The organism is Providencia sp. PROV033 (assembly GCF_028484855.1).
GTDB lineage: Bacteria > Pseudomonadota > Gammaproteobacteria > Enterobacterales > Enterobacteriaceae > Providencia > Providencia alcalifaciens.
This window is the reverse complement of the sequence record NZ_JAMPSW010000062.1, coordinates 1-23,255: the sequence shown is the minus strand read 5'-3', so window position 1 is coordinate 23,255 and position 23,255 is coordinate 1. Positions and strand designations below refer to the sequence as shown.

Genomic DNA, 23,255 nt, shown 5'->3' with positions numbered 1-23,255 from the left:
CATCTTGGATGAGTTTCATGAGCGTAACTTACAAGCGGATTTAGGGTTAGCACTGTTATTGGACTCTCAACAAGCATTGCGGGATGATTTAAAAATTCTATTAATGTCTGCAACTCTTGATAATCAGGGGCTTAGCCAGTTATTCCCTGATGCACCTGTGATAAGTTCTCTGGGAAAAGCATTTCCCGTTCAGCGAGAGTATAGACCCATCAATCCGAATAAACCTTTCCATCAGGAAGTCGCTAGCGCGGTTTGGCAATTAATGCAGCAACAAAGTGGCTCCTTATTACTGTTTTTACCCGGAGTTGGTGAAATTGAACGCACCAAAAGTGAGCTAGAAAAGAGGGTGAGTGAGGATGTAATCTTGTGCCCAATGTATGGCGCTTTATCTATCCAAGCTCAGCAACAAGCCATTTTCCCTGCACCAGAAGGTAAACGTAAAGTGGTGCTTGCCACCAATATTGCAGAAACGAGCTTAACTATCGAAGGGATCCGGCTAGTGGTGGACAGTGGCTTCGAGCGAGTGGGACAGTTTAACCCCAGAAGTGGTTTAACCAAATTAGTCAAAAAACGGATTAGCCAAGCTTCCATGACTCAACGGGCAGGACGAGCAGGGCGTTTAGAGGCAGGGGTATGTTGGCATCTATTTAGCGCAGAGCAAGCTGAACGTGCTGCGCCATTTAGCGAAGCAGAAATCAACAATAGTGATTTAAGTGGGTTATGGTTAGCGCTTCTTCAATGGGGATGTCATGACGTTTCTCAACTTCAATGGTTGGATGTTCCCCCTGATGCGGCATTGTCTGCCGCTAAAACCTTGCTCTTTAAGCTGGGCATGACAGATAGCCAAGGAAAACTCACCTCGATGGGGAATAAAATGGCAGGTATGGGAACGTCAGTCCGTACGGCTGCTATGTTGTACCATGCACAGCAAACTCACAATAAACAGGTTGTGCAGCTTGCGGCATTATTAGTGGCAATTATTGAGGAACCACCTCGTAACGGCGTAACGGATCTTCATACTTATTTAGAGAGACCCACCGAGAATTGGTGTAAGCGGGCATCAGTTTTAAGTGGTGAGAAAGTCACGCAGGCATTGTACAAAACGAACTCATTGATTAGTGAGTGGTTACCAACACTACTGGCGGCAGGGTTTCCGGACTATATTGCTAAATCCCGCGATAACCAGACTCGCTATCAACTCGCAAGTGGCTTAGGGGCAATTTTAGACGACAGTGACCCATTGATAGGGAGCGCTTGGTTAATGGTTGCGGGACTTTGGCAATCAGAAAGTTCGGCGGATGCGCGGATCTCCCTAGCCTATCCCATTGAGATTGAAAAACTTCAACAGGATTGCCCATATCTTTTCGATTCCCAAGAAACGGTTGAGTGGGATGAGCAACGTGGCAGCTTGCTGGCGTGGCGCCGCTTACAGTGTGGGCCGTTAGTCGTAAAATCTCAACGGCTGACGAATCCTGAACCTCAAGAAATTCAAAATGCGTTAGTGTATTGGTTGCAGCAAAACGGTTTACAGACGCTAAATTGGCAAGATAATGCGCTGCAATTACGCATTCGCTGTGCGTTAGCTGCTCGCTATTTTCCTGATAATTCGCTCCCTGCAATGGATGATGCCGCACTACGAGAAACGTTGGATACGTGGTTAGCCCCGTATCTTGATGGCGTGACAAGCAAGAAAAAATTGCAGGATATTGATTTAATGAATTTATTATTAAATCGATTAGACTGGCAGCAACGTCAATGGCTTGATGCGCTTTTTCCTATGACTTACACCGCGCCATCGGGTAGCGAGGTAAGTATTCACTATTCTCTGGATAAACCTCCGATAGCTGAAATTCGTCTACAAGAGGTCTTTGGTGAAAAAACGAATCCGACCGTGGCAATGGGAAACCTGACGCTGACACTATCTCTACTTTCACCGGCTCGGCGCCCGATACAAATTACTCAAGATCTTGGCGCATTTTGGCAAGGTAGCTATAAAGAGGTGCAAAAAGAGATGAAAGGTCGCTACCCAAAGCACCCTTGGCCAGATGATCCTGCAAATGCGCAGCCAACTCGACAAACAAAAAAAGCGATGATGAGTGCGAAATAACCTAATTTTGTGCTCTAATAACGGGTTGTAAATTAGGCGGTCGGTCTCGATAGGTAGCGTAAGAAAGTGTAATTAGGAGCTTTCTTCCGTGAAATTCCTTGAATTATGAGCCAAAATTAGTCTTAGATTACATCTACGCATTTTTAGTTAGATTTTAATGCCTATTTAGGTATAGGAGATATGGAGCGACCATGTCCGGTAAAGATTTTGAACCCATTGGTAGACGAAAAAGACGCGCTGCTGAAAAAAATGCATCCTCTTCACGCCGCCGTAGACGCCGCGATGATTATGATGACGATTTATATGATGATGAAGATATTGATGACGAATATCTTGATGATGAAGACGATGAAGAAGAGCAAATGACTAAAAAAGGCTCAAAAAAGAATAAACCTCGTAAGAGTAAATGGCGCTGGTTCTGGCTGCTGTTTAAATTAATGTTGGTATTCGCTGTGATACTGGCAGCTTATGGTTTTTATCTAAACCAACAAATAAAAGAGCGCCTTGATGGTAAGGTGTGGGATCTGCCCGCGGCGGTATATGGTCGCATGGTGAATCTTGAACCTGGCATGGATTACAGCCAAGCTGAAATGTCCAACTTGCTCGAAGGAATGCAGTACCGCAAAGTCAGCAAAATCACGACATCTGGTGAGTTTGTGGTGAAAGGCAATACGATTGAAATTCTGCGTCGACCATTTAATTTCCCAGACCAAAAAGAGGGGCAAGTTCTCGCACGTTTGGTGTTTGAAAATGGCATGTTAAGCAAGATTGAAAACATCGAAAATGGACGCTCATTTGGCTTTTTCCGTTTAGATCCGAAGCTTATCACCATGATGCAATCTGCCAACAATGAACAGCGCTTAGTGCTGCCAATGGCGGATTTTCCTGAATCTCTAATTAAAATTCTCCTTGAAACAGAAGATAGAAACTTTTATGAGCATGATGGTGTCAGCTTATATTCTATCGGTCGTGCGGTGGTGGCGAACGTCACGGCTGGGCGTTCAGTGCAGGGGGGAAGTACCTTAACTCAACAGTTGGTGAAAAACTTATTTTTAACCAACGAAAGAACCCTAAAACGTAAAGCTAATGAAGCTTTTATGGCACTGATTCTCGACTACAACTACAGCAAAGAGCGCATTCTTGAGCTGTATTTGAACGAAGTCTATTTAGGGCAAAATGGTAATGATGAAATTCGCGGCTTCCCATTAGCAAGCCTGTATTATTTTGGTCGTCCAATCAATGAGTTAAGTTTTGACCAACAAGCGTTATTGGTAGGTATGGTGCAAGGTGCATCCACCTACAATCCATGGACTAAGCCTCAAAATGCGATTAAACGTCGTAATATTGTGCTGAAAATCCTTGAAACGCGCGGTGTGATTGATAGCGAAATGTACCAAATTCTCAGTGCAAGACCGCTCGGTGTGAAAAACAAAGAGGGGTTAGTCGCATCTCAACCTGCATTTATGCAGATGGTGAGACAAGAGCTAAATGAGAAATTGGGCGATAAAGTTAAAGATCTCTCTGGTGCGAAAATCTTTACAACACTTGATCCTGTCGCACAAACAGCCGCTGAAAACGCGGTTGAATCAGGTGTGGCTGATTTGCGTAAATCTCGTAAATTAGATGATATCGAAGGCGCAATGGTTGTTGTTGACCGCATCAATGGCGAAGTTCGTGCAATGGTTGGCGGGTCAGACCCGCAGTTTTCAGGCTTTAACCGTGCACTGAATGCTCGTCGTAGCATTGGTTCACTGGCGAAACCCCCTGTTTACTTAGCTGCATTAAGTGAGCCAGACCGCTTCCGTCTAAATACATGGCTATCCGATGAACCACTGACATTAAAAGTGGGTAATCAAAGCTGGAGCCCACGAAACTATAGCCGTAATTTTAACGGACGTATGATGCTAGTGGATGCGCTTGCGAAATCACAAAATATTCCAACCGTAAACTTAGGAATGGAAATTGGTCTTGACCAAGTGATGAACACCTTTATCCGTTTAGGCGCACCAGAAAGTGCGATGGAAAAAGTCCCTGCGATGTTATTGGGGGCTGTGAACTTAACGCCAGCAGAAGTCGCACAAGTGTATCAAACCATCGGTGGTGAAGGTAACCGTGCGAAATTATCTGCGTTACGCTCTGTGATTGATGGTGATGGAAAAGAGCTGTACCAAAGTTACCCATCTGCAGAACGTGCAGTACCGTCTCAAGCCGCATATTTAACACTATTTGGTATGCAGCAAGTGGTACAGCAAGGGACTGGGCGCGTATTACTTAATAAATATGGAAAATACAATCTGGCGGGTAAAACGGGCACGACGAATGACTTGCGTGATAGCTGGTATGCTGGAATCGACGGTAAAGAAGTTGCTATTGTCTGGGTCGGGCGCGATAACAACGGACCAACCCAATTAACAGGTTCAACAGGGGCATTAAGGGTTTATCAACGTTATTTAGATAATCAAACGCCACTGACATTAATCAACCGTGCACCAGAAGGCATTACTGACATGCGCGTCATGATGGATGGACAATTTAGCTGTTCTGACTTTGGTGGTGGTAGGATGTTGCCAGTATGGACGGATGACCCTCAAAGCCTATGCCAAGGTTCCACATCGCAAGACCCTGCATGGAATTTAAATGGGAATAATGAGGCACCGCAAGAAGAGGCTGCACCAGATTGGGTGAAAGATATGTTCGGTGATTCCCCATCCAATTCTCCATCATCCCGCACGCCGTAGCGTTGTTGGCTCCATTCGGATACTCGGGTCACATACGTTTGTATGCTCCCCGAGTTATCCTCGTTTGCCGCTTTGCTACAGCGCACGGTGTTTAGGCGAATGTTGAGATAAGCCATAAGTTTGAAAAGAAAACAGATCAAAAAAATAGGCACCGTCTTGTGCAGATGGCGCCTATTTTTTTGGATTTTAGTGTGAGAAATTACTCGGCTTTAATTTTTGCCAGTGCAATTTCAGCAGCATTGATGGTGCGCTGGATATCTTCATCACTATGGGCGATAGACATAAATCCAGCTTCGAATGCTGCAGGTGCTAGGTATATGCCTTGTTCTAGCATATAGTGGAAGAACTTCTTAAAGCGTTCCACATCACATTTCATGACGTCTTGGTAGCAAGTAACGGATTCTGCGTCAGTGAAAAATAGTCCAAACATTCCACCCACATGGTTAATCACCATTGGTACACCTTGATCTTTAGAGACACGCTCTAAACCACGAGCGAGTTTATCTGTCAGTTCAGTTAAACGATCATGGACGCCCAATTGGGATACTTCGTTTAAACACGCCAAACCCGCAGCCATTGCGACAGGGTTACCAGAAAGTGTTCCCGCTTGGTAAATAGGACCGATTGGCGCCAATTTTTCCATGATGTCAGAACGACCACCGAAAGCGCCTACTGGCATACCGCCACCGATGATTTTACCTAAACATGTTAAATCAGGCTGGACATTGTAATAACTCTGGGCACCACCAAGGGCAACGCGGAAGCCTGTCATGACTTCATCAATAATCAGCAGAGCATTAAATTCGTCACACAGTGCGCGAAGACCCGGTAAAAATTCAGCTGTTGGCGGAACGCAGTTCATGTTACCCGCAACAGGTTCTACAATGATACAAGCAATATCATCAGGATAATTTTCAAATGCTTGGCGAACAGAATCTAAATCATTGTAAGTACAGCTTAATGTGTGCTTAACAAAATCTTCAGGTACACCCGGAGAGTTAGGTTCCCCCATGGTTAAAGCGCCAGACCCTGCTTTCACTAATAGGCAGTCGGCATGACCATGGTAGCAACCTTCGAACTTAATAATTTTGTCGCGACCCGTATAACCACGAGCAAGGCGGATGGCACTCATGGTTGCTTCAGTACCAGAGTTCACCATACGGATCATCTCGATAGAAGAAACCAGATCACACACTAGTTTTGCCATTTCTACTTCAGCCGCTGTTGGTGCACCAAAGCTTAAACCTTTGTTAACCGCTTGAATGACTGCATCGCGAATGGCTGGATGGTTGTGACCCAATACCATTGGACCCCAAGAGCCGACATAATCAATATAAGCTTTGCCATCGGCATCATAAATGTAAGCGCCATCAGCGCGTTCGATAAATAACGGAGTACCGCCGACACCATTAAATGCGCGAACAGGGGAGTTAACACCGCCAGGGATTAGCTGTTGAGCTGCTTTATATAATTCTTCGGAATGGTGCATTGCAGGGCTCCTGAAAAGAGACGAAATAAAAAGTTGCCGCTATTCTAAAGCACAAGACTGATTAAACCAATGCTATCAATCACAATGATGAACCAATCACAGTGATTAATAGTAACTCTGTGCTCTATTGTATAACAACACTTGAACCAATCAGTCAGGTGACGGATAATTGAAATATTGATCTAAGTAGGCTTAGCCTTACATATGAATTTACCGATTATCGGTCTGGAGTAATAAATGAGTGATGATGCAGCTCTGCCACTGCAATTTACGGATGCAGCAGCAATTAAAGTAAAAGACTTAGTCGCCGATGAAAATAACCCAAACCTGCGTCTGCGCGTCTACATTACAGGCGGTGGTTGCAGCGGTTTCCAATATGGCTTCACCTTTGATGACCAAATCAATGAAGGGGATATGACCATTGAGAAACAAGGTGTCGCGTTGGTTGTCGATCCAATGAGTCTGCAATATTTAGTCGGTGGTAGTGTGGACTACACTGAAGGGTTAGAAGGTTCACGCTTTATTGTGACCAACCCAAATGCCAAATCAACATGTGGGTGTGGGTCGTCCTTCAGTGTCTGATTTTTCGTCATATTTCGGGTTGTAGGGGTGTTGGCTGCGCTCAGCTCCCCTAGTCACATACTTGTGTATGCTCCTAGGGATATCTTTGCTTTGCCGCCGACCTACAACCGCGAACTATTTAGAAAAACTCTTTCGTGATATTCAAATGGTAAGGTCTTAATGACACTCAGCTCTTCGAGTCACAGACTTGTGTATGCTCCTAGGGATATCTTTGCTTTGCCGCCGACCTACAACCGCGAACTATTTAGAAAAACCCTTTCGTGATATTCAATCCTTAATTCTTAAGTTCTACTTCTTGGATACCTGTCTTTATTATTTATTCGGAAGTGCATTTAACTGAGCGCACAGCTGTTCGGTAGCATTAATGATGCGGGGACCAGCGCGGTGGAACCAATCCTCATTTAAGCGAATAATTGGGATGTTGAGTTGAGAATGCCAGAAGGCTTTTACCGTTTTTTCTTGCTCCGGTGAGCCAGTCATAATGATAGCGTCGGGTTTGCGAGTAAGGACTTGCTCACGGCTGACTTGAGGCCATTGAACTGCGCTATTTTCAAAAATATTTTGAGCGCCGCAGGTTTTCACGACATCATTTTGAATGGTCTGATCGCCAGCGCTAAATAAAGGCTGTGTGCCTAATTGAATAAATAGCCGCTTAGGTTTTTCATGATTCACCAATGTGTTTTTTTGCGCTTCTAAACGGCTGCGCATTTGCATAATATTTTTTTTAGCAATCTCTGGGTGAGGGCTATATTGTGAAAGCTCTTCTAGAGACGAAATAACGCCATCAATAGTTTGTGGGTCAAAATAGATAATTGGAATGCCCAACGACGCCAGTTGATCCAACGGACGCTGTGGATTTCCACCCCGCCATGCCAAGATTAAATCCGGTTTTAAGGCAACAATGCGTTCAATATTCATACCTTGCCAATCTGCCACTTGTTCAAGCTTTTGAGCAGCTTTTGGATAATCAGAATAAGCGCTAACAGCAACCAAGCTGTCTTCTAATCCTGCTGCGTAAGCGAGCTCGGTATTGGCTGGTGATAAGCTAATGACTCGGTACTTTGGCGCGGTGAATGCATGGCTTGCTAAGGTAAAGAAAAGCAGAAAACCAATTAGTGAGCGCATGAATTTGGAGGTTGAGTTCATATCATTACTTCACAAATAGGTATTAGAGAAAAGGCATAAATGGGACTCAATTATGCCTTAATAAGATTAACAATGAATTAGGCTAATGCTGCGACAATCGCGGAAACCATCAATGAGGATTGGCGTGCAGCAACAGGTAAAAATTCATCAAAGCTAGTATGGGATTCTTTATCCGCCACATCTGAAATTGCGCGGACCACCACAAAAGGCACGTTAAACTGGTAGCAGACATGACCGATAGCAGCGGCTTCCATCTCAACGGCAGCAACGGTCGGGAAGGTAGCTTTGATGCGAGCTAAAGGCTCTGCGCCATTAATAAATGCGTCACCACTGCAAATCAGACCACGCACTGCGTTCATATCTAAGGCTTTAACACATTGTTCGGTTGTTTCAATTAATTTGGCATCTGCAATAAATGCAGGTGGGCACTGTGCCATTTGACCAGGTTCATATCCGAATGCAGTAACATCGGCATCGTGGTAGCGTACCTCGGTAGAGACAACAATATCACCGACATTTAAACGCGGATCTAAACCACCCGCTGAACCTGTATTGATGACCACATTTGGCTTGCAGTGTTCTAACAGTAACGTGGTGCCGATGGCGGCTGCCACTTTACCAATACCTGATTTTAATAAGGCAACATCAACGCCGCTCATTTTTCCTGTATAAATTTCACAGCCAGCAAGGCTCAATGTTTGGCAGCCTTCAATTCTTTCGCGCAGGGTCGCAACTTCTTGCTCCATCGCACCTATGATACCGATTTTCATTATGTCATACTCACTGTTGATTAATTAGGCACTTATGCTGTAGATGGCTAAAGTGTAACATCGAAAGGTGGGTTTTCCTCTGCCTTTTCTTTGGGTACTCTGGAATTAAAAGGCGAGGTATAGAGGTAAGCATGGCGGAAAAAGAGATTAACTTTGTTAGAAAACTGAGTTTTCAACGTAATTATATTAGTGCCAAAAGCCAACGAATTTCCGCACAGGATGAAGACGCGGTAAACCGTTTATTTGAAAGTGATCGTGGACGTATTATTAACTCTGCCGCAATCCGTCGCTTACAACAGAAAACCCAAGTTTTTCCCCTCGAACAAAATTCCGCAGTACGCAGCCGTTTAACTCATTCTCTTGAAGTCCAGCAAGTCGGGCGTTACATCAGCAAAACAGTGCTGGGTGAGCTTAAAAAGAAAAAATTATTGGATGAATATGGACTGACCGAACGCTGTGATGCGTTTGAAAGCCTTGTCGAGATGGCGTGTTTGATGCACGACATTGGTAACCCACCATTTGGGCATTTTGGTGAAGCTGCGATTCAGCGCTGGTTTAGTAAATTATTAGCACCGGATTACGTGTTCACACCTGAGTCTCCTGACCCTTGTAAAATTAAAGCGTTGCAACTGACGGGAAATGAAAAACAAGACTTATTTCGTCGCCAGCTGAAGCGAGATTTATGTTCGTTCGAGGGAAATGCACAAGGGCTGCGAATGGCTCATCGTCTATTGAAGCTGAATCTAACCTACGCGCAAATTGGCTCGATTTTGAAATATACTCGCGGCGCCTATGACCTTGAACCTATTCCGTCAGAATTTGATTATTTAATGAAAAAACCAGGCTATTACTGGTCTGAAGTCGATTTTGTTAGCGAATTAACGAAAAAACTAGAGATGGACAAATATTGCCGCTTTCCACTCACTTATATCATGGAAGCAGCGGATGATATTTCCTATTGTATTGCTGATTTGGATGATGCGGCAGAGAAGGGAATTTATACGGTTGAGCAGTTGATCGAATACCTAAAAGCAGAATGGGGAGAGGTAAAATCAGGCGATTTATTCGAGCAAACCATCTTGCGCGCATTCAATAATATTAGTGATAACCATACAAGACGCATTCAGCAAGACCAGTTTTTTATGTACTTGCGTGTGAATATTACGGGAAAACTTGCTCACTATAGCGCCCAGCGTTTTATTCAACATCTGCCTGAAATTTATCACGGTCGTTTTAATAGTGCGTTACTGGAAGATAAAAGCCAAGAACATCGCCTCTTAAAAGCCTTGAAAACCGTGGCATTCAAACATGTCTTTAACCACCATGAGGTGGAAGAGTTAGAGCTACAAGGTTACCGAATTATCAGTGGATTATTGGATGTTTATAGTCCGCTATTAATGATGGATAGAGACGATTTTGCCTCATTAGTTGAACAAAATTACCATAAACATTTTTTTATCGAAACTCGCCTATTTCATAAATTATCCAATAAACATCGTCTGTCTTATAACGAAGCCTTAGAAAAAATATCTGCAACTCATGAAGCCGATAAATCAATGTTGGAGTTTTATTACCGCGCCAGGCTTATTCAAGATTACATTAGTGGGATGACCGATCATTATGCATATGAAGAGTATCGAAAATTTATGGTCACCAATTAGTTCTGATAAAAAAAGTTAGCGTATAGCGTGACAAAAAAATTAAGTGGTCACTAATTTTAGGAAAAAAATGCTATGATAGCCCGTTAATTTGTCTCTCTAATTATCTGGCAGTTGCAGTGTTAATGTGAGTAAAAACTTACCCACTAGCGACTTAAAATAGAATTTATTTAACCCTGTTTAGTGACTACTTATGGCCCAATTTTACTCGCCAAATCGCCGTACCACCCAACGCCGTCAAATCACGGTTCATGTCGATAGTTTAGATGCCGCTGGGCAAGGCGTTGCTCGCCACGATGGCAAGGCCATATTTATTACAGGGTTATTGCCTGGGGAAGATGCGCAAGTCGAATTAACTGAAGACAAACGCCATTTTGCTAAAGCCAAAGTCATTAAACGTCTCAGTACAAGCGCTCAACGTGTGCAACCGAACTGCCGTTATTTTAACCAATGCGGTGGTTGCCAGCAGCAACATGTGGATATTGCACTCCAACGGGAAAGCAAAGCGCAAGCCTTACAACATTTAATGAAGCGAGAAACAGGTGTTGTGCTACCCGCCATTTCGGTGATAGGTGGGAAAGAATATGGCTATCGCCGCCGTGCCCGCTTAGGGCTGCAGTACCAAAACAAATCCAATCACTTAATGATGGGGTTTCGCCAAACGCAAACCAATACGCTGGTGGACATTAAAAGTTGTTCTGTATTACACGCAGAACTCGATGCGCTGCTAGCACCGTTATCAACCTGCTTAAATCAGTTATCAATTGCCAGTAAATTAGGGCACGTAGAGCTTATTCATGGTGATAACGGCAACCTTATACTGTTACGTCATTTAGCCCCTGTTGACTTATCAGATAGAAAACGGCTGTTAGAATTTGCTCAATCTCACGGAGTCACTATTTGGTTGGCTGGCGATAATGGGCAACTACAGGCTCTTCAGGCTGATGCTACGTTACCGGAATATCAGGTGGCAGGTGAAATTTTACAGTTTAGTCCTGCTAACTTTATTCAGGTTAACGAGGAAATTAACCAGCAAATGGTCGCGCAAGCGATAGCATGGTTAGATCTAAGCCCAGAAGATAGAGTATTGGATCTTTTCTGCGGGATGGGTAACTTTACCCTGCCGATAGCTCGTTTAGCGAAAATGGTCGTGGGTGTTGAAGGTGTTGAAAATTTAGTCACTCAAGCGAAAAATAACGCCCAGCGCAACTCAATTGAGAACGCTGCGTTCTATAATGAAAACTTGGAAGAGCAGATTCACACTCAGCCGTGGGCACAAGAAGGCTTCAATAAAGTGTTATTGGATCCGGCTCGTGCAGGTGCCGCCGGCGTAATGGAACATTTAATTAAACTGATGCCAGAAAAAATTGTCTATGTTTCTTGTAATCCAACAACCTTAGCAAGAGACAGTAAGGTTTTGCTTGAAGGCGGGTATCAGTTATCTCAATTGCGGATGTTGGATATGTTTCCGCAAACAAGTCATCTGGAATCTATGGCGTTATTTGTTCGTAGCCCAGAGGAGTAACAGGTAGGGAGAATATATGGTTGCAGTAAGAAGTGCACATCTAACCCCAGCAGGTGAATTTGACCCCGAAAAATGGGTTAATGATTTGGGTTTGAATAATAAACAATCAGAAGAAAAACTCATCCATACCTGGCAGTATTGTCACGATAAATTATCGGGGCAAGATATCGCGCCTTTGCTACTGTGGCGCGGCATAGAAATGACCGAAATTTTATCCACGCTCAGCATGGATATTGGTAGCTTACAAGCCGCATTATTGTTCCCTCTGGTTGAAGAGGGAAAATTGGATGAACAATCCGTTATCGATGATTTTGGGCAATCTATCCATGCGCTGGTAAAAGGCGTGATTGAGATGGATGCTATCCGTGAACTTAAAGCCACTCAATCGAATGAAACCAGCTCTGTGCAGGTGGATAATATCCGCCGTATGCTCTTGTCGATGGTGGAAGATTTTCGCTGTGTCGTTATTAAACTTGCGGAACGTATTGCGCATTTGCGTGAAGTAAAAGATGCCAGTGAAGATGAACGCGTCTTAGCGGCAAAAGAGTGTTCTAACATCTATGCACCTTTAGCAAATCGCTTAGGAATTGGGCAATTAAAATGGGAATTAGAAGATTTCTGTTTCCGTTATTTGCATCCAGATGAATACAAAAAAATAGCCAAATTGCTGCATGAGCGCCGTATTGACCGAGAAGAATATATTGATAACTTTGTCAGTACACTGCGCAAATATATGTTGAAAGAGCAAATCCAAGCCGAAGTGTATGGCCGACCAAAACACATTTACAGTATTTGGCGCAAAATGCAGAAAAAGTCCTTAGCATTTGGCGAGTTATACGATGTGCGTGCGGTGCGTATTGTGGTGGAGCGACTGCAAGATTGCTATGCAGCGTTAGGGATTGTTCACACCCATTTCCGTCATCTGCCGGATGAATTTGATGATTATGTGGCGAACCCGAAACCGAATGGTTATCAATCGATTCACACCGTGGTTTTAGGTCCTAACGGTAAAACCTTAGAAATCCAAATTCGCACCCGCCAAATGCATGAAGATGCTGAGCTCGGCGTTGCTGCGCACTGGAAATACAAAGAAGGCGCAAGTGGTGTAGGCAAAGGCAGCAGCTACGAAAACCGAATTGCATGGTTGCGTAAACTTATCTCATGGCAAGAAGAGATGGCAGATTCTGGTGAAATGCTGGATGAAGTGCGTAGCCAAGTGTTTGATGACCGTGTGTATGTGTTTACGCCAAAAGGCGATGTAGTTGATTTACCTACAGGTTCGACACCACTCGATTTTGCTTATCATATTCACAGTGATGTCGGACACCGCTGTATTGGGGCGAAAATTGGTGGGCGCATCGTGCCATTTAGCTACCAATTACAGATGGGTGACCAAATTGAAATTATCACCCAAAAACACCCAAACCCGAGCCGTGACTGGCTTAATCCTAACCTCGGTTACGTGACGACCAGCCGCGGACGGGCGAAAATTCAAAACTGGTTCCGTAAACAAGACCGCGATAAAAACATTCTGGCGGGACGCCAAATTCTCGACAGCGAATTATCCCATCTGGATATCAGTTTACGAGATGCGGAGAAGCAGTTAATCGCGCGTTATAACGTACATTCACTGGATGAAGTGTTAGCCGGAATTGGCGGCGGCGATATTCGTATTAATCAGTTAGTTAACTTCCTGCAAGCCAAGTTTAATAAAGCGACGGCAGAGGAAGAAGATCGCGCGGCGATGAAGTCGCTAGAGAATAAATCAGGCGTTCCGAGAGCACCATCTCACGGGAGTGGTCGTGTGGTGGTCGAAGGGGTTGGTAACCTCATGCATCATATTGCCCGTTGCTGCCAGCCAATTCCCGGTGATGAAATTGTCGGATTTATTACCAAAGGTCGAGGGATCTCTATTCACAGCGCCGATTGTGAACAGCTTGCAGAGTTACAAAGCCATGCACCAGAGCGTGTCATCGATGCGGTTTGGGGAGAAAACTACTCCAGCGGTTACTGATTAGTCGTCAGAGTGATAGCGAATGACCGTAGTGGACTATTAAGGGATATCACCACAATCCTCGCAAACGAAAAAGTGAACGTATTAGGGGTAAGTAGCCGTAGCGATGTGAAACAGCAATTAGCGACCATCGATATGACTATCGAACTGTACAATATCGAGGTGCTGGGTCGGGTGCTTTCGAAATTGAATCAGTTGCCGGATGTTATCGAGGCGAAACGTCACTCCTCCTGATTTTCTTCATATTTCGAGCTGTAGGGGTGTTGGCTACATTCACTAACCCTAGTCACATACTTATTGTATGCTCCTAGGGATTAGTTCAATTGCTGCCTACCTACAACTCGAACTATTTTGAAAATACTTTTTGACGGCTGCTATAACAAAAGCTTGAAAGATTTAGCGTATTCAATTTAATTTGGTTAAGGTATAACCCTCATTAAATCACCATGTAATTATTTTTTGATAAGGGTTAAATATGCAGCAGGGCAATAAACAAATTGAACGGTTACTCTCTATTATGGCGCGTTTGCGTGACCCGCAAAATGGCTGTCCGTGGGATACGCAGCAAACGTTTAAGACCATTGCCCCTTATACCCTAGAAGAAACCTATGAAGTTCTAGACGCCATTGAACGAGAAGATTTTACCGACTTAAAAGGCGAGTTGGGGGATCTCCTCTTTCAAGTTGTGTTCTACGCACAAATGGCGCAAGAGCAAAATCTATTTGATTTTGATGATATTTGCCAAGCCGTTAGCGACAAACTTGAACGTCGCCACCCACATATTTTTGACGAAAATAACGCTCTCAGTAGCCAAGAAGCGATTGCAGGTTGGGAACAACGTAAAGCCAAAGAACGTGCTGAGAAAGACCAATATTCTGTTTTAGATGATATTCCTAACGCGCTTCCCGCATTAATGAAAGCCTATAAAATTCAAAAACGTTGCGCTTCAGTGGGCTTTGATTGGGATACCCTTGGACCTGTCGCTGACAAAGTGACGGAAGAGCTCGCCGAGGTGATGGAGGAAGCGACTCAGGTTGTCGTGGATGAACAGCATCTTGAAGAAGAAATTGGCGATTTGCTGTTTGCCACGGTGAATTTATCTCGTCATTTAGGGCATAAGCCTGAGCTCGCGTTGCAAAAAGCCTGCAATAAGTTTGAACGCCGTTTTCGTGAAATCGAAAGAAGATTAGCAAAAACTGGTAAATCAACAGAAACTGCTACACTTGAAGAGATGGAAGCCTTATGGGTTTCTATCAAATTAGATGAGTAGGGTTCGCCTTTGATGATAATCACGGATTGAAATAGTTATTCAAAATCAAACAATCTGCGAAATGATGTTTTTTCAGTGATAGATTGAGCTGAAAGGATTTAGCTTTTAGGTGAAAATGTGTTAACCTTGCAAAACAGTTGAATAGCACTCTAGAAAGTGACTATTTATCAAACGATAAATATTTTTATTTTTAACTTGCTGATTTATTTAAGGTATTAATGAAAACTAGCCTTATTGCGCTTAGAACATTTGTAGGAGATTTAAGGTTCGGGTATACTGTTTTCCCGTCCTGTTATATCCATCATCTTTTAAACCTAAACGTTCAGGTTCAGCATGAAAACTAATTATATTTTTGTGACCGGCGGGGTCGTATCCTCTCTGGGTAAAGGCATTGCCGCAGCCTCCTTGGCGGCTATACTCGAAGCCCGTGGACTCAATGTAACCATTATGAAATTGGATCCCTACATTAACGTAGATCCAGGTACAATGAGCCCAACCCAACACGGGGAAGTTTTCGTTACAGAAGACGGCGCTGAAACTGACTTGGATTTAGGTCATTATGAGCGTTTTATTCGTACCAAAATGACACGTCGCAACAACTTTACGACTGGACGTGTTTATTCTGAAGTCCTGCGCAAAGAGCGTCGTGGCGACTACTTAGGCGCGACCATCCAAGTTATTCCTCATATCACTAATGAAATCAAAGATCGCATCATCCGTGGTGGTGAAGGTCATGATGTTGTATTAGTCGAAATCGGCGGTACTGTCGGTGATATCGAGTCTCTGCCATTCCTTGAAGCAATTCGTCAAATGGCTGCTGAAGTGGGTCGTGAACACACGCTGTATATGCACTTAACATTAGTGCCATACTTAGCGGCTGCGGGCGAAGTGAAAACGAAACCAACACAGCATTCAGTGAAAGAATTACTGTCGATTGGTATTCAACCAGATGTACTGATCTGCCGTTCCGATCGCGTGATTCCTGCGAATGAGCGTGCGAAGATTGCCCTATTCTGTAATGTTCCAGAAAAAGCGGTTATCTCTCTGAAAGACGCAGATTCAATTTATAAAATCCCTGGCATGCTGAAGGCGCAAGGTTTAGATGAATACATCTGTAACCGTTTCCGTCTTGAATGCAAAGAAGCTGATTTATCTGAGTGGGAACAAGTTATTTACGAAGAAGCCAATCCAGCAGGTGAAGTCACTATTGGTATGGTGGGTAAATATGTTGAATTACCAGATGCATATAAGTCAGTTATCGAAGCACTGAAACATGCAGGTTTGAAAAATCGTTTAACGGTCAATATTAAGTTAATTGACTCTCAAGATATTGAAACCCGTGGGGTTGAGCTGCTCAAAGGTCTGGATGCGATTTTAGTACCAGGCGGCTTCGGTTCTCGTGGTATTGAAGGCAAAATTCTGACGGCACAATATGCGCGTGAGAATAAAATCCCTTATTTAGGTATTTGTCTGGGAATGCAAGTGGCGCTGATTGAGTTCGCACGTAATGTTGCGAATATGAAAGACGCGAACTCCACTGAATTTGATGCAGATTGCAAATTCCCAGTTGTTGCGCTGATTACTGAATGGCGTGACGAAGATGGCAACGTTGAAGTGCGTTCTGAAGAGAGCGACCTTGGCGGTACAATGCGTGTTGGTGGTCAGCAATGTCATTTAACCGATGGAAGCTTAGTGCGCGGTATGTACGGCGCAGAAACGATTGTTGAGCGTCACCGTCACCGTTACGAAGTGAACAATCTGCTGTTGAAACGTATCGAAGATGCGGGTCTGAACATTGCAGGTCGTTCTGTGGATAATAAACTGGTTGAAATCATTGAAAATCCAAACCACCCATGGTTTGTGGCTTGCCAGTTCCACCCAGAATTCACTTCGACCCCAAGAGATGGTCATCCATTGTTTGCAGGTTTTGTTAAAGCCGCTGGTAAGTACCAGAAAGGTGAGTTGAAATAAGATACGGGGAAGTCGGCAATTTTCGCCAACTTCCCGAAATTTAACTTGTACTGAGGAAAACCTAATGTCCAAAATTGTTAAAGTGATCGGTCGTGAAATCATTGATTCTCGTGGTAACCCAACTGTTGAAGCTGAAGTACATTTAGAAGGTGGTTTTGTTGGTTTAGCCGCAGCTCCATCAGGTGCATCTACAGGTTCTCGTGAAGCTCTGGAATTGCGTGATGGTGATAAATCACGTTTTCTGGGTAAAGGTGTTCTGAAAGCTGTTGCCGCTGTTAACGGTCCAATCGCTCAAGCAGTTATCGGTAAAGATGCTAAAGATCAAGCTAATATCGATAAAATCATGATTGACTTAGATGGTACTGAAAACAAATCTAAATTCGGTGCAAACGCAATTCTGGCAGTATCTTTAGCAAACGCGAAAGCGGCTGCTGCGGCAAAAGGTATGCCTCTGTATGAGCATATTTCTGATCTGAATGGTACTCACGGTCAATACTCTATGCCTCTGCCAATGATGAACATCATCAATGGTGGTGAGCACGCAGATAACAACGTTGATATCCAAGAATTCATGATTCAACCAGTTGGCGCACCGACTCTGAAAGAAGCGGTACGTATGGGTTCTGAAATTTTCCATCACTTAGCAAAAGTACTGAAATCTAAAGGTATGAACACGGCTGTTGGTGATGAAGGTGGTTATGCACCTAACTTAGAATCTAACGCTGCTGCACTGGCTGCTATCAAAGAAGCGGTTGAGCAAGCGGGCTACGTTCTGGGTAAAGATGTGACTCTGGCGATGGACTGTGCAGCTTCCGAGTTCTACAACAAAGAAACGGGCAACTATGAGCTGAAAGGCGAAGGTAAAACCTTTACTTCACAAGAGTTTACTCATTACTTAGAAGAGCTGACCAAACAATACCCAATCGTTTCTATCGAAGATGGTTTAAACGAATCTGACTGGGATGGTTTCGCATACCAAACTAAAGTTCTTGGCGACAAAATCCAATTAGTTGGTGACGATTTATTTGTAACTAACACTAAGATCTTAAAAGAAGGTATCGAGAAAGGCATCGCTAACTCAATCCTGATCAAATTCAACCAAATCGGTTCTCTGACTGAAACGTTAGCTGCGATTAAAATGGCGAAAGATGCTGGCTATACAGCGGTTATCTCTCACCGTTCAGGCGAAACTGAAGATGCAACGATTGCTGATTTAGCAGTGGGTACTGCAGCCGGTCAAATTAAAACAGGTTCTATGAGCCGTTCTGACCGTGTTGCTAAATACAACCAACTGATCCGTATTGAAGAAGCTCTGGGTAACAGCGCGCCATTCAACGGTCTGAAAGAAGTTAAAGGTCAAGCGTAATTGATATTCGCTTAGATTAAATTGAAAAAAGGGACGAGAAATCGTCCCTTTTTTTATTTAAAATAAATACCTTCCAAAGTATTTAAATCCTATAAATAATGCGGAATAACTCCACCAAGCCCTTCTTATTTTTTATGCTACTAATATAACGCCAGTCTAAATTGATTATTTAGATAATTAACATGAAAATTAAATAAGGATATTATTATGGGCAAGGATAGTCATGAATCATTATTTAACGCGGCAAAACAAGTGTATACGCATATAAAAAAAGATGCGGATTTGATGAATAAAGTTAGTGATATTAAATCTGGGTATAAACGTCATGGTGAATGGAATGAATCGCTAACGAATCAAAAAGTGGCATTAGAAGAAAAAATTACCGATATTATATATATGAATTACAGCCGTACTACTCCTGTTGGTATTGAAGGTCTGAATATTATTGAGCAGAAAAAATTTTTAGCGGATTTTAAAAAATATCGTTCAGAAAATAAAAATATTGAAGTTAAAGTTCAAGGGAAAAATGATAATAAATTTTCATCCCTCACGGATGATGAATTATTAGATGGTTCTGCATATCGAATTTTACCGAAGAATTATCGTGAGCGGTATAATAGCCGATCAATGTTAATGTCTCGATTAACAGTCAATGTGAAAAAAGAATATTTCGCAGATTTAGCTAAAGCATTAATGCAACTCTACGAAAATGATCCGAATAAAAAAGTGATGCAAGCGAAGATCATGGGACCTAAAAAATTAGGGCGAATAACGGATCAAGCTGTGATTTATTTCTCTGAAGCAAGTTTACAAAGTGCTACAGAAATTAGCCAGCAGCTAAAAACGCTATTGCCTGCTGATGCGATGATTGAGCATGTTCCTATGGGAATGTACCGCGTTGATAAAGGTTTTTCTTATTCTGAAACCCTTGAAGGACAATCCAGTAGTCATGGTGAGTCAAGAGCAGAAATGATCGCTAAAGGGATTGTATCTTCATTGATTTCAGATAAACCCTTGGAGCTGAGCCTGACTAAGGTATTAAGGGTTCATGGTTACGATGTAGAACAGCCAGCTTTACTTTCTCAATCAGTCAAAGAAACCTATTTTGATATTTCAATTACAGGCAGTGGCACAAATTCAGGCAATCATTTTAGCCCTGATATTGAAAAGTTTAAGCAAGACCCAATTGAGTTCGCCCGTAACTACAATATTAATACCAAAGTACTTAATTCTATTTTGCAAATACCAGCGGAAGGTAAAATTTTATTTAATAAAAATTTTGGTAAAGGTTATCAAGTTGAATATGTGGATTCAACTGATGAACAACATCAGCGTTACATAATAGATTGCTATCTTTTAGACTCAAAGGCGAGAAATAAAGAAAGTAAATATGTGGAATATATCGATATTCCTAAGGATCATCCCGAAAAAGATTTTCTATTTACAGGACTATTGCGTGGTGAATCGATTGTGGTGACTGTATTAGACAGCGAACACTATCGGATTTATCGAGATAATCGCGCTGACGCCTCATTACTTTATGACGATGTAGTGATGGCTGTTGATGCAAGGAATTATATTCTCCCCGAGAAAAACATTAGCAAAGCTAATGCATTCATGCATTTTAATGGCGATGAATGGAAATTAATTGTTCAGCCACAACGTAATCGGATATCTCTAAGTGCAGAGGACAACATCGTTAAAGTCCAAAAAGCGGGAGATTACAATCTATCAGATAGAACACAGCGTTTTGAAAATGCTAGGGATAGCGTTCATCGTGAATTAAAAATGCTGGCAAAAAAGGTTAATGTGAAAATTGGTGATATCCCGAGTGAAACTGTATTTCTAGCAGAATCCCAGTATTCAGCAACACAGCCTTCAGAGTTACTGGAAAGTCATTCATCATTAAAAACATGGCTAGATATTGGTAGTCAATTACAACAAAAATTAGATATTCAAATTCAGGCGCTTAAAAAAAATCGGCAGATATTAGAGGAAAGCTTAATTGGCGTTACGGACATAACGCGCAAAAAGAAAATAGAAAATGCCATTGAAATGAATAAAACCATTATTTCAATGCAAAATAGACAATATGGCGAGCTTTTTTACCATTTACGTGAAGTGGAATACAGTTGGTTATGGCAACGTATTAAAGCGAATCAAGGCATGAGTGCAGTAGTTAAGATTAAAGAGTTTGATCCGAATATGGGAATAAATTCACCTTATGCTTATCATTTAACAATTAATGAACGGTATGAGAATTTAATTTACCTGCACAAATTAACGCGAAATATACGGTTTAAAAATGAATTTAGTGAGGGAATTAAACAGTATAAAGAAATTAGCATACTGGATGTGAATGACACAGTGCCTTCACAGTTATTGAAAAAAATGTATGTCACAAACGAGTATACGGCGAGAGAACGAGGTGCTTTGTATCGTGTCATTCAAGAAACCACGTATGAAGAGTATATTAGTCATGTATTAACTCAAACCGGAAAAATTAGTGAATTCTTCTCTGAAGCTGGTAGTAAAACGAATCGATTAATTCCTCAAGACTTCTACTTATCATTAGTGAGAAGTGAATCTGACGGGCGCTGCTACCCATTGGTAAGAGGTATGTCCGTGGGATTAGCGCGAGAAGGACACCTAGGTGCGGATAAACTCATTGATAAGCTATATATTGCAGCAGCAGCGCCTGATAGCCGTGATTCCCTATTATTGCAAGATTCTCTGAAAAGACTAAATTCTAATGTTGAAGCGGTAGAGGCTTCATTTTCCCATGGGATTATGGATCTGAAAAAGATCCAAACTCTATTGGGGTTAAAGTCTGAAACCATGATGTTTGCCATCAATAGTAAAAGCCATTCAATGTTAGTAGGTAAAACTGTAAGTGGAGAGCAAAGTACTTATTATTTTTATGATCCTAATTTTGGTCTTTTCTCATTTAAAAATAGTAAGCGATTATTTTCATCTTTAAATAAATTTTTTACGGAAAAGAAAATGGCTGATTACTATTCAGCCTATGAAGTTGAGAATAAACCTGCATTTGAATTGGTCTTTATTAATACGGATGAAATGGCAAAAGTGCCTATTGGCAACTATCTATCAGTTAATGATTTAAGTATTGATGAAAAATTATCTGATTTAAGCGAAAGAGGAAAAAAAGTTGAACAATTGATTTTTAAACAAAAAGAAATTATTGAAGATACAAGATTGAAAGCTTCATTGACGATATTGGATGCTCAGCAATGGGGGGAGAGAGTCAATGATGCCACATTAAAACTCTCAGCAGAAAAACATTTTAATGGAAAATGGATTCCACTATTTTCAAGTGCAGAGCAAGCATCAGATAACCTGTATCGAATTAAATTTATTCATATTGAAAATCCCAATCTTACTCGCTGGGTTGAGACTACGGACAAAACATTTATTGAGTTTCACCAATACTCGATCGAGCAAATGGAGTTATTCAACAGATATTATCGTTTTGAAGAAAATAAAATAAAAGCGCAACTTAATGAGGCTGATGCTGCCTCAGTTGATGGTTTGAATGTGGGTATAGCTATTCAATCGATTATTCAGTGGGTAGAAAATAAAAATCGTAATGAGGCATCCGAGAAAAAAAACTCCCCGAATTTGTTGTTAGCGCTAAAAATTCATACTTATATTAATTATTCAATGATGGCGTATGGAATCGCCAATGATATGGCGAAAATCAATCAAATTATTAAAATCGGTTTAAAAACTGGACGTGAAATCACCACTACGGAGATGAACAGTTTCTTTTCATCAATGGCAAAAACAGCGAATGAAGGGTTGGCGGTAATTTTTAGTGGCGCACTCGTGGGGTTTGATATTTATGAGTTATCAAATGCGGAAAGTGACTCTGAACGCATTATATTTGGTACTCAACTCGCTTTTGACTCTATGAGTTTCGCCGCAGTCTCAGGTGGAATAGGGTTAGGCGCCGCAGGGTATGCGGGGGCGGCAACCGCATTAGGTGGTGCCAGTGTTCTTGTAGCGGGGCTTGGAATAGGATTTATTGGTTTAGCACGCAATTTTGCCATCATTGGAGAGGATGCAAAAGCAGTTGGACGCTATTTTTACGCACTCGATGAGGCTTATAAAGGAAATGGATTTAATTATATTCCAGACCAAAAGATACTGATTCCAAAATTTGGTGCGATATTTAGCATTCTTGATCTTAAACATAATCAAATTCAATTTGATAGCCAGTATATATATCGCACGAGTGAACGTTCATCGGGTGGTGGCCGCCGTAATTATATTTTTTGGGCAGGAAACAACCCTACAATGGTTAAAAATCGAGCCCAAGCTATTAATATTCGCCAAGGTATTGGTTATCCATTAGCGATACATAAATTGGATTTTTTTGATACTGATACACTTATGTTGCCTGTTATTCCTAAGTCTTATATTAAATACAGTTATAATTTATGGCCTGGTTGTACATTGCGCCACGATAGTGGTTTTGATGTCATTCGGCGATTAGAACAGGAGGATAATTTTGATTATGATTTCTATATCTTCCCCAGCGAAAATACGATTACACAGATTTTCCATGAATATGTTGATACGCCGATTGAGATTATTTT

At 42.2% G+C, this 23,255-nt stretch carries 12 protein-coding genes and 1 pseudogene; 10 read left to right on the top strand and 3 right to left on the bottom strand.

Annotated features, from left to right (window positions below; genetic code table 11):
- The coding region (gene hrpB, locus PSF16_RS11735; RefSeq protein ID WP_272689291.1) for an ATP-dependent helicase HrpB at positions 1 to 2,107 on the top strand (2,107 nt) is incomplete at its 5' end.
- A 191-nt stretch (positions 2,108 to 2,298) separates the two neighbouring features.
- Positions 2,299 to 4,845: a bifunctional glycosyl transferase/transpeptidase gene (mrcB, locus tag PSF16_RS11730; RefSeq protein ID WP_006661059.1), complete on the top strand. Its 2,547-nt coding sequence runs from the start codon at positions 2,299 to 2,301 to the stop codon at positions 4,843 to 4,845.
- A 199-nt stretch (positions 4,846 to 5,044) separates the two neighbouring features.
- Here mrcB and hemL read toward each other — a convergent pair whose 3' ends face one another.
- Complete coding sequence (hemL, locus tag PSF16_RS11725) at positions 5,045 to 6,334, bottom strand: glutamate-1-semialdehyde 2,1-aminomutase (protein ID WP_272689290.1); 1,290 nt, start codon at positions 6,332 to 6,334, stop codon at positions 5,045 to 5,047.
- A gap of 237 nt (positions 6,335 to 6,571) precedes the next feature.
- Here hemL and erpA point away from each other — a divergent pair, with 237 nt between their 5' ends.
- Positions 6,572 to 6,916, top strand: coding sequence for an iron-sulfur cluster insertion protein ErpA (gene erpA, locus PSF16_RS11720; RefSeq protein WP_006659315.1), 345 nt, complete (start codon positions 6,572 to 6,574; stop codon positions 6,914 to 6,916).
- Between the two features lie 312 nt (positions 6,917 to 7,228).
- Here the strand turns inward: erpA and btuF are convergent, their stop codons facing one another.
- Both btuF and mtnN read right to left on the bottom strand, forming a co-directional pair.
- Positions 7,229 to 8,062 (bottom strand): vitamin B12 ABC transporter substrate-binding protein BtuF, encoded by an 834-nt coding sequence (gene btuF, locus PSF16_RS11715; protein WP_006661060.1) that lies wholly within the window; start codon positions 8,060 to 8,062, stop codon positions 7,229 to 7,231.
- 77 nt (positions 8,063 to 8,139) lie between these two features.
- Entirely contained in the window at positions 8,140 to 8,832 is a 693-nt protein-coding gene (gene mtnN / locus PSF16_RS11710) for a 5'-methylthioadenosine/S-adenosylhomocysteine nucleosidase (protein WP_272689289.1), read from the bottom strand.
- Positions 8,833 to 8,963: 131 nt separating this feature from the next.
- On the opposite strand from mtnN, the gene dgt reads away from it, so the two are divergent.
- The 7 genes and pseudogenes from dgt to PSF16_RS11675 form a co-directional block, all read left to right on the top strand.
- On the top strand, positions 8,964 to 10,493 hold the full coding sequence (gene dgt, locus PSF16_RS11705; protein ID WP_006661062.1) for a dGTPase: 1,530 nt from the start codon (positions 8,964 to 8,966) through the stop codon (positions 10,491 to 10,493).
- Between the two features lie 190 nt (positions 10,494 to 10,683).
- Positions 10,684 to 12,015: a 23S rRNA (uracil(1939)-C(5))-methyltransferase RlmD gene (gene rlmD, locus PSF16_RS11700; protein ID WP_272689288.1), complete on the top strand. Its 1,332-nt coding sequence runs from the start codon at positions 10,684 to 10,686 to the stop codon at positions 12,013 to 12,015.
- Positions 12,016 to 12,031: 16 nt separating this feature from the next.
- Positions 12,032 to 14,263 (top strand): annotated as a pseudogene (relA, locus tag PSF16_RS11695) (GTP diphosphokinase).
- A 241-nt stretch (positions 14,264 to 14,504) separates the two neighbouring features.
- Complete coding sequence (mazG, locus tag PSF16_RS11690) at positions 14,505 to 15,299, top strand: nucleoside triphosphate pyrophosphohydrolase (protein ID WP_006661065.1); 795 nt, start codon at positions 14,505 to 14,507, stop codon at positions 15,297 to 15,299.
- Positions 15,300 to 15,632: 333 nt separating this feature from the next.
- Complete coding sequence (gene pyrG / locus PSF16_RS11685) at positions 15,633 to 17,270, top strand: glutamine hydrolyzing CTP synthase (protein WP_006659307.1); 1,638 nt, start codon at positions 15,633 to 15,635, stop codon at positions 17,268 to 17,270.
- Between the two features lie 64 nt (positions 17,271 to 17,334).
- Positions 17,335 to 18,636: a phosphopyruvate hydratase gene (gene eno, locus PSF16_RS11680; RefSeq protein WP_006659306.1), complete on the top strand. Its 1,302-nt coding sequence runs from the start codon at positions 17,335 to 17,337 to the stop codon at positions 18,634 to 18,636.
- A gap of 207 nt (positions 18,637 to 18,843) precedes the next feature.
- The coding region (locus PSF16_RS11675; RefSeq protein WP_272689287.1) for a TcdA/TcdB pore-forming domain-containing protein at positions 18,844 to 23,255 on the top strand (4,412 nt) is incomplete at its 3' end.

Coding starts and splice junctions, on each gene's coding strand:
- hemL (WP_272689290.1), bottom strand. CDS start 6,334: ATGCACCATTCCGAAGAATTATATAAAGCAGCTCAACAGCTAATCCCT.
- mazG (WP_006661065.1), top strand. CDS start 14,505: ATGCAGCAGGGCAATAAACAAATTGAACGGTTACTCTCTATTATGGCG.
- btuF (WP_006661060.1), bottom strand. CDS start 8,062: ATGAACTCAACCTCCAAATTCATGCGCTCACTAATTGGTTTTCTGCTT.
- mtnN (WP_272689289.1), bottom strand. CDS start 8,832: ATGAAAATCGGTATCATAGGTGCGATGGAGCAAGAAGTTGCGACCCTG.
- rlmD (WP_272689288.1), top strand. CDS start 10,684: ATGGCCCAATTTTACTCGCCAAATCGCCGTACCACCCAACGCCGTCAA.
- erpA (WP_006659315.1), top strand. CDS start 6,572: ATGAGTGATGATGCAGCTCTGCCACTGCAATTTACGGATGCAGCAGCA.
- pyrG (WP_006659307.1), top strand. CDS start 15,633: ATGAAAACTAATTATATTTTTGTGACCGGCGGGGTCGTATCCTCTCTG.
- eno (WP_006659306.1), top strand. CDS start 17,335: ATGTCCAAAATTGTTAAAGTGATCGGTCGTGAAATCATTGATTCTCGT.
- dgt (WP_006661062.1), top strand. CDS start 8,964: ATGGCGGAAAAAGAGATTAACTTTGTTAGAAAACTGAGTTTTCAACGT.
- mrcB (WP_006661059.1), top strand. CDS start 2,299: ATGTCCGGTAAAGATTTTGAACCCATTGGTAGACGAAAAAGACGCGCT.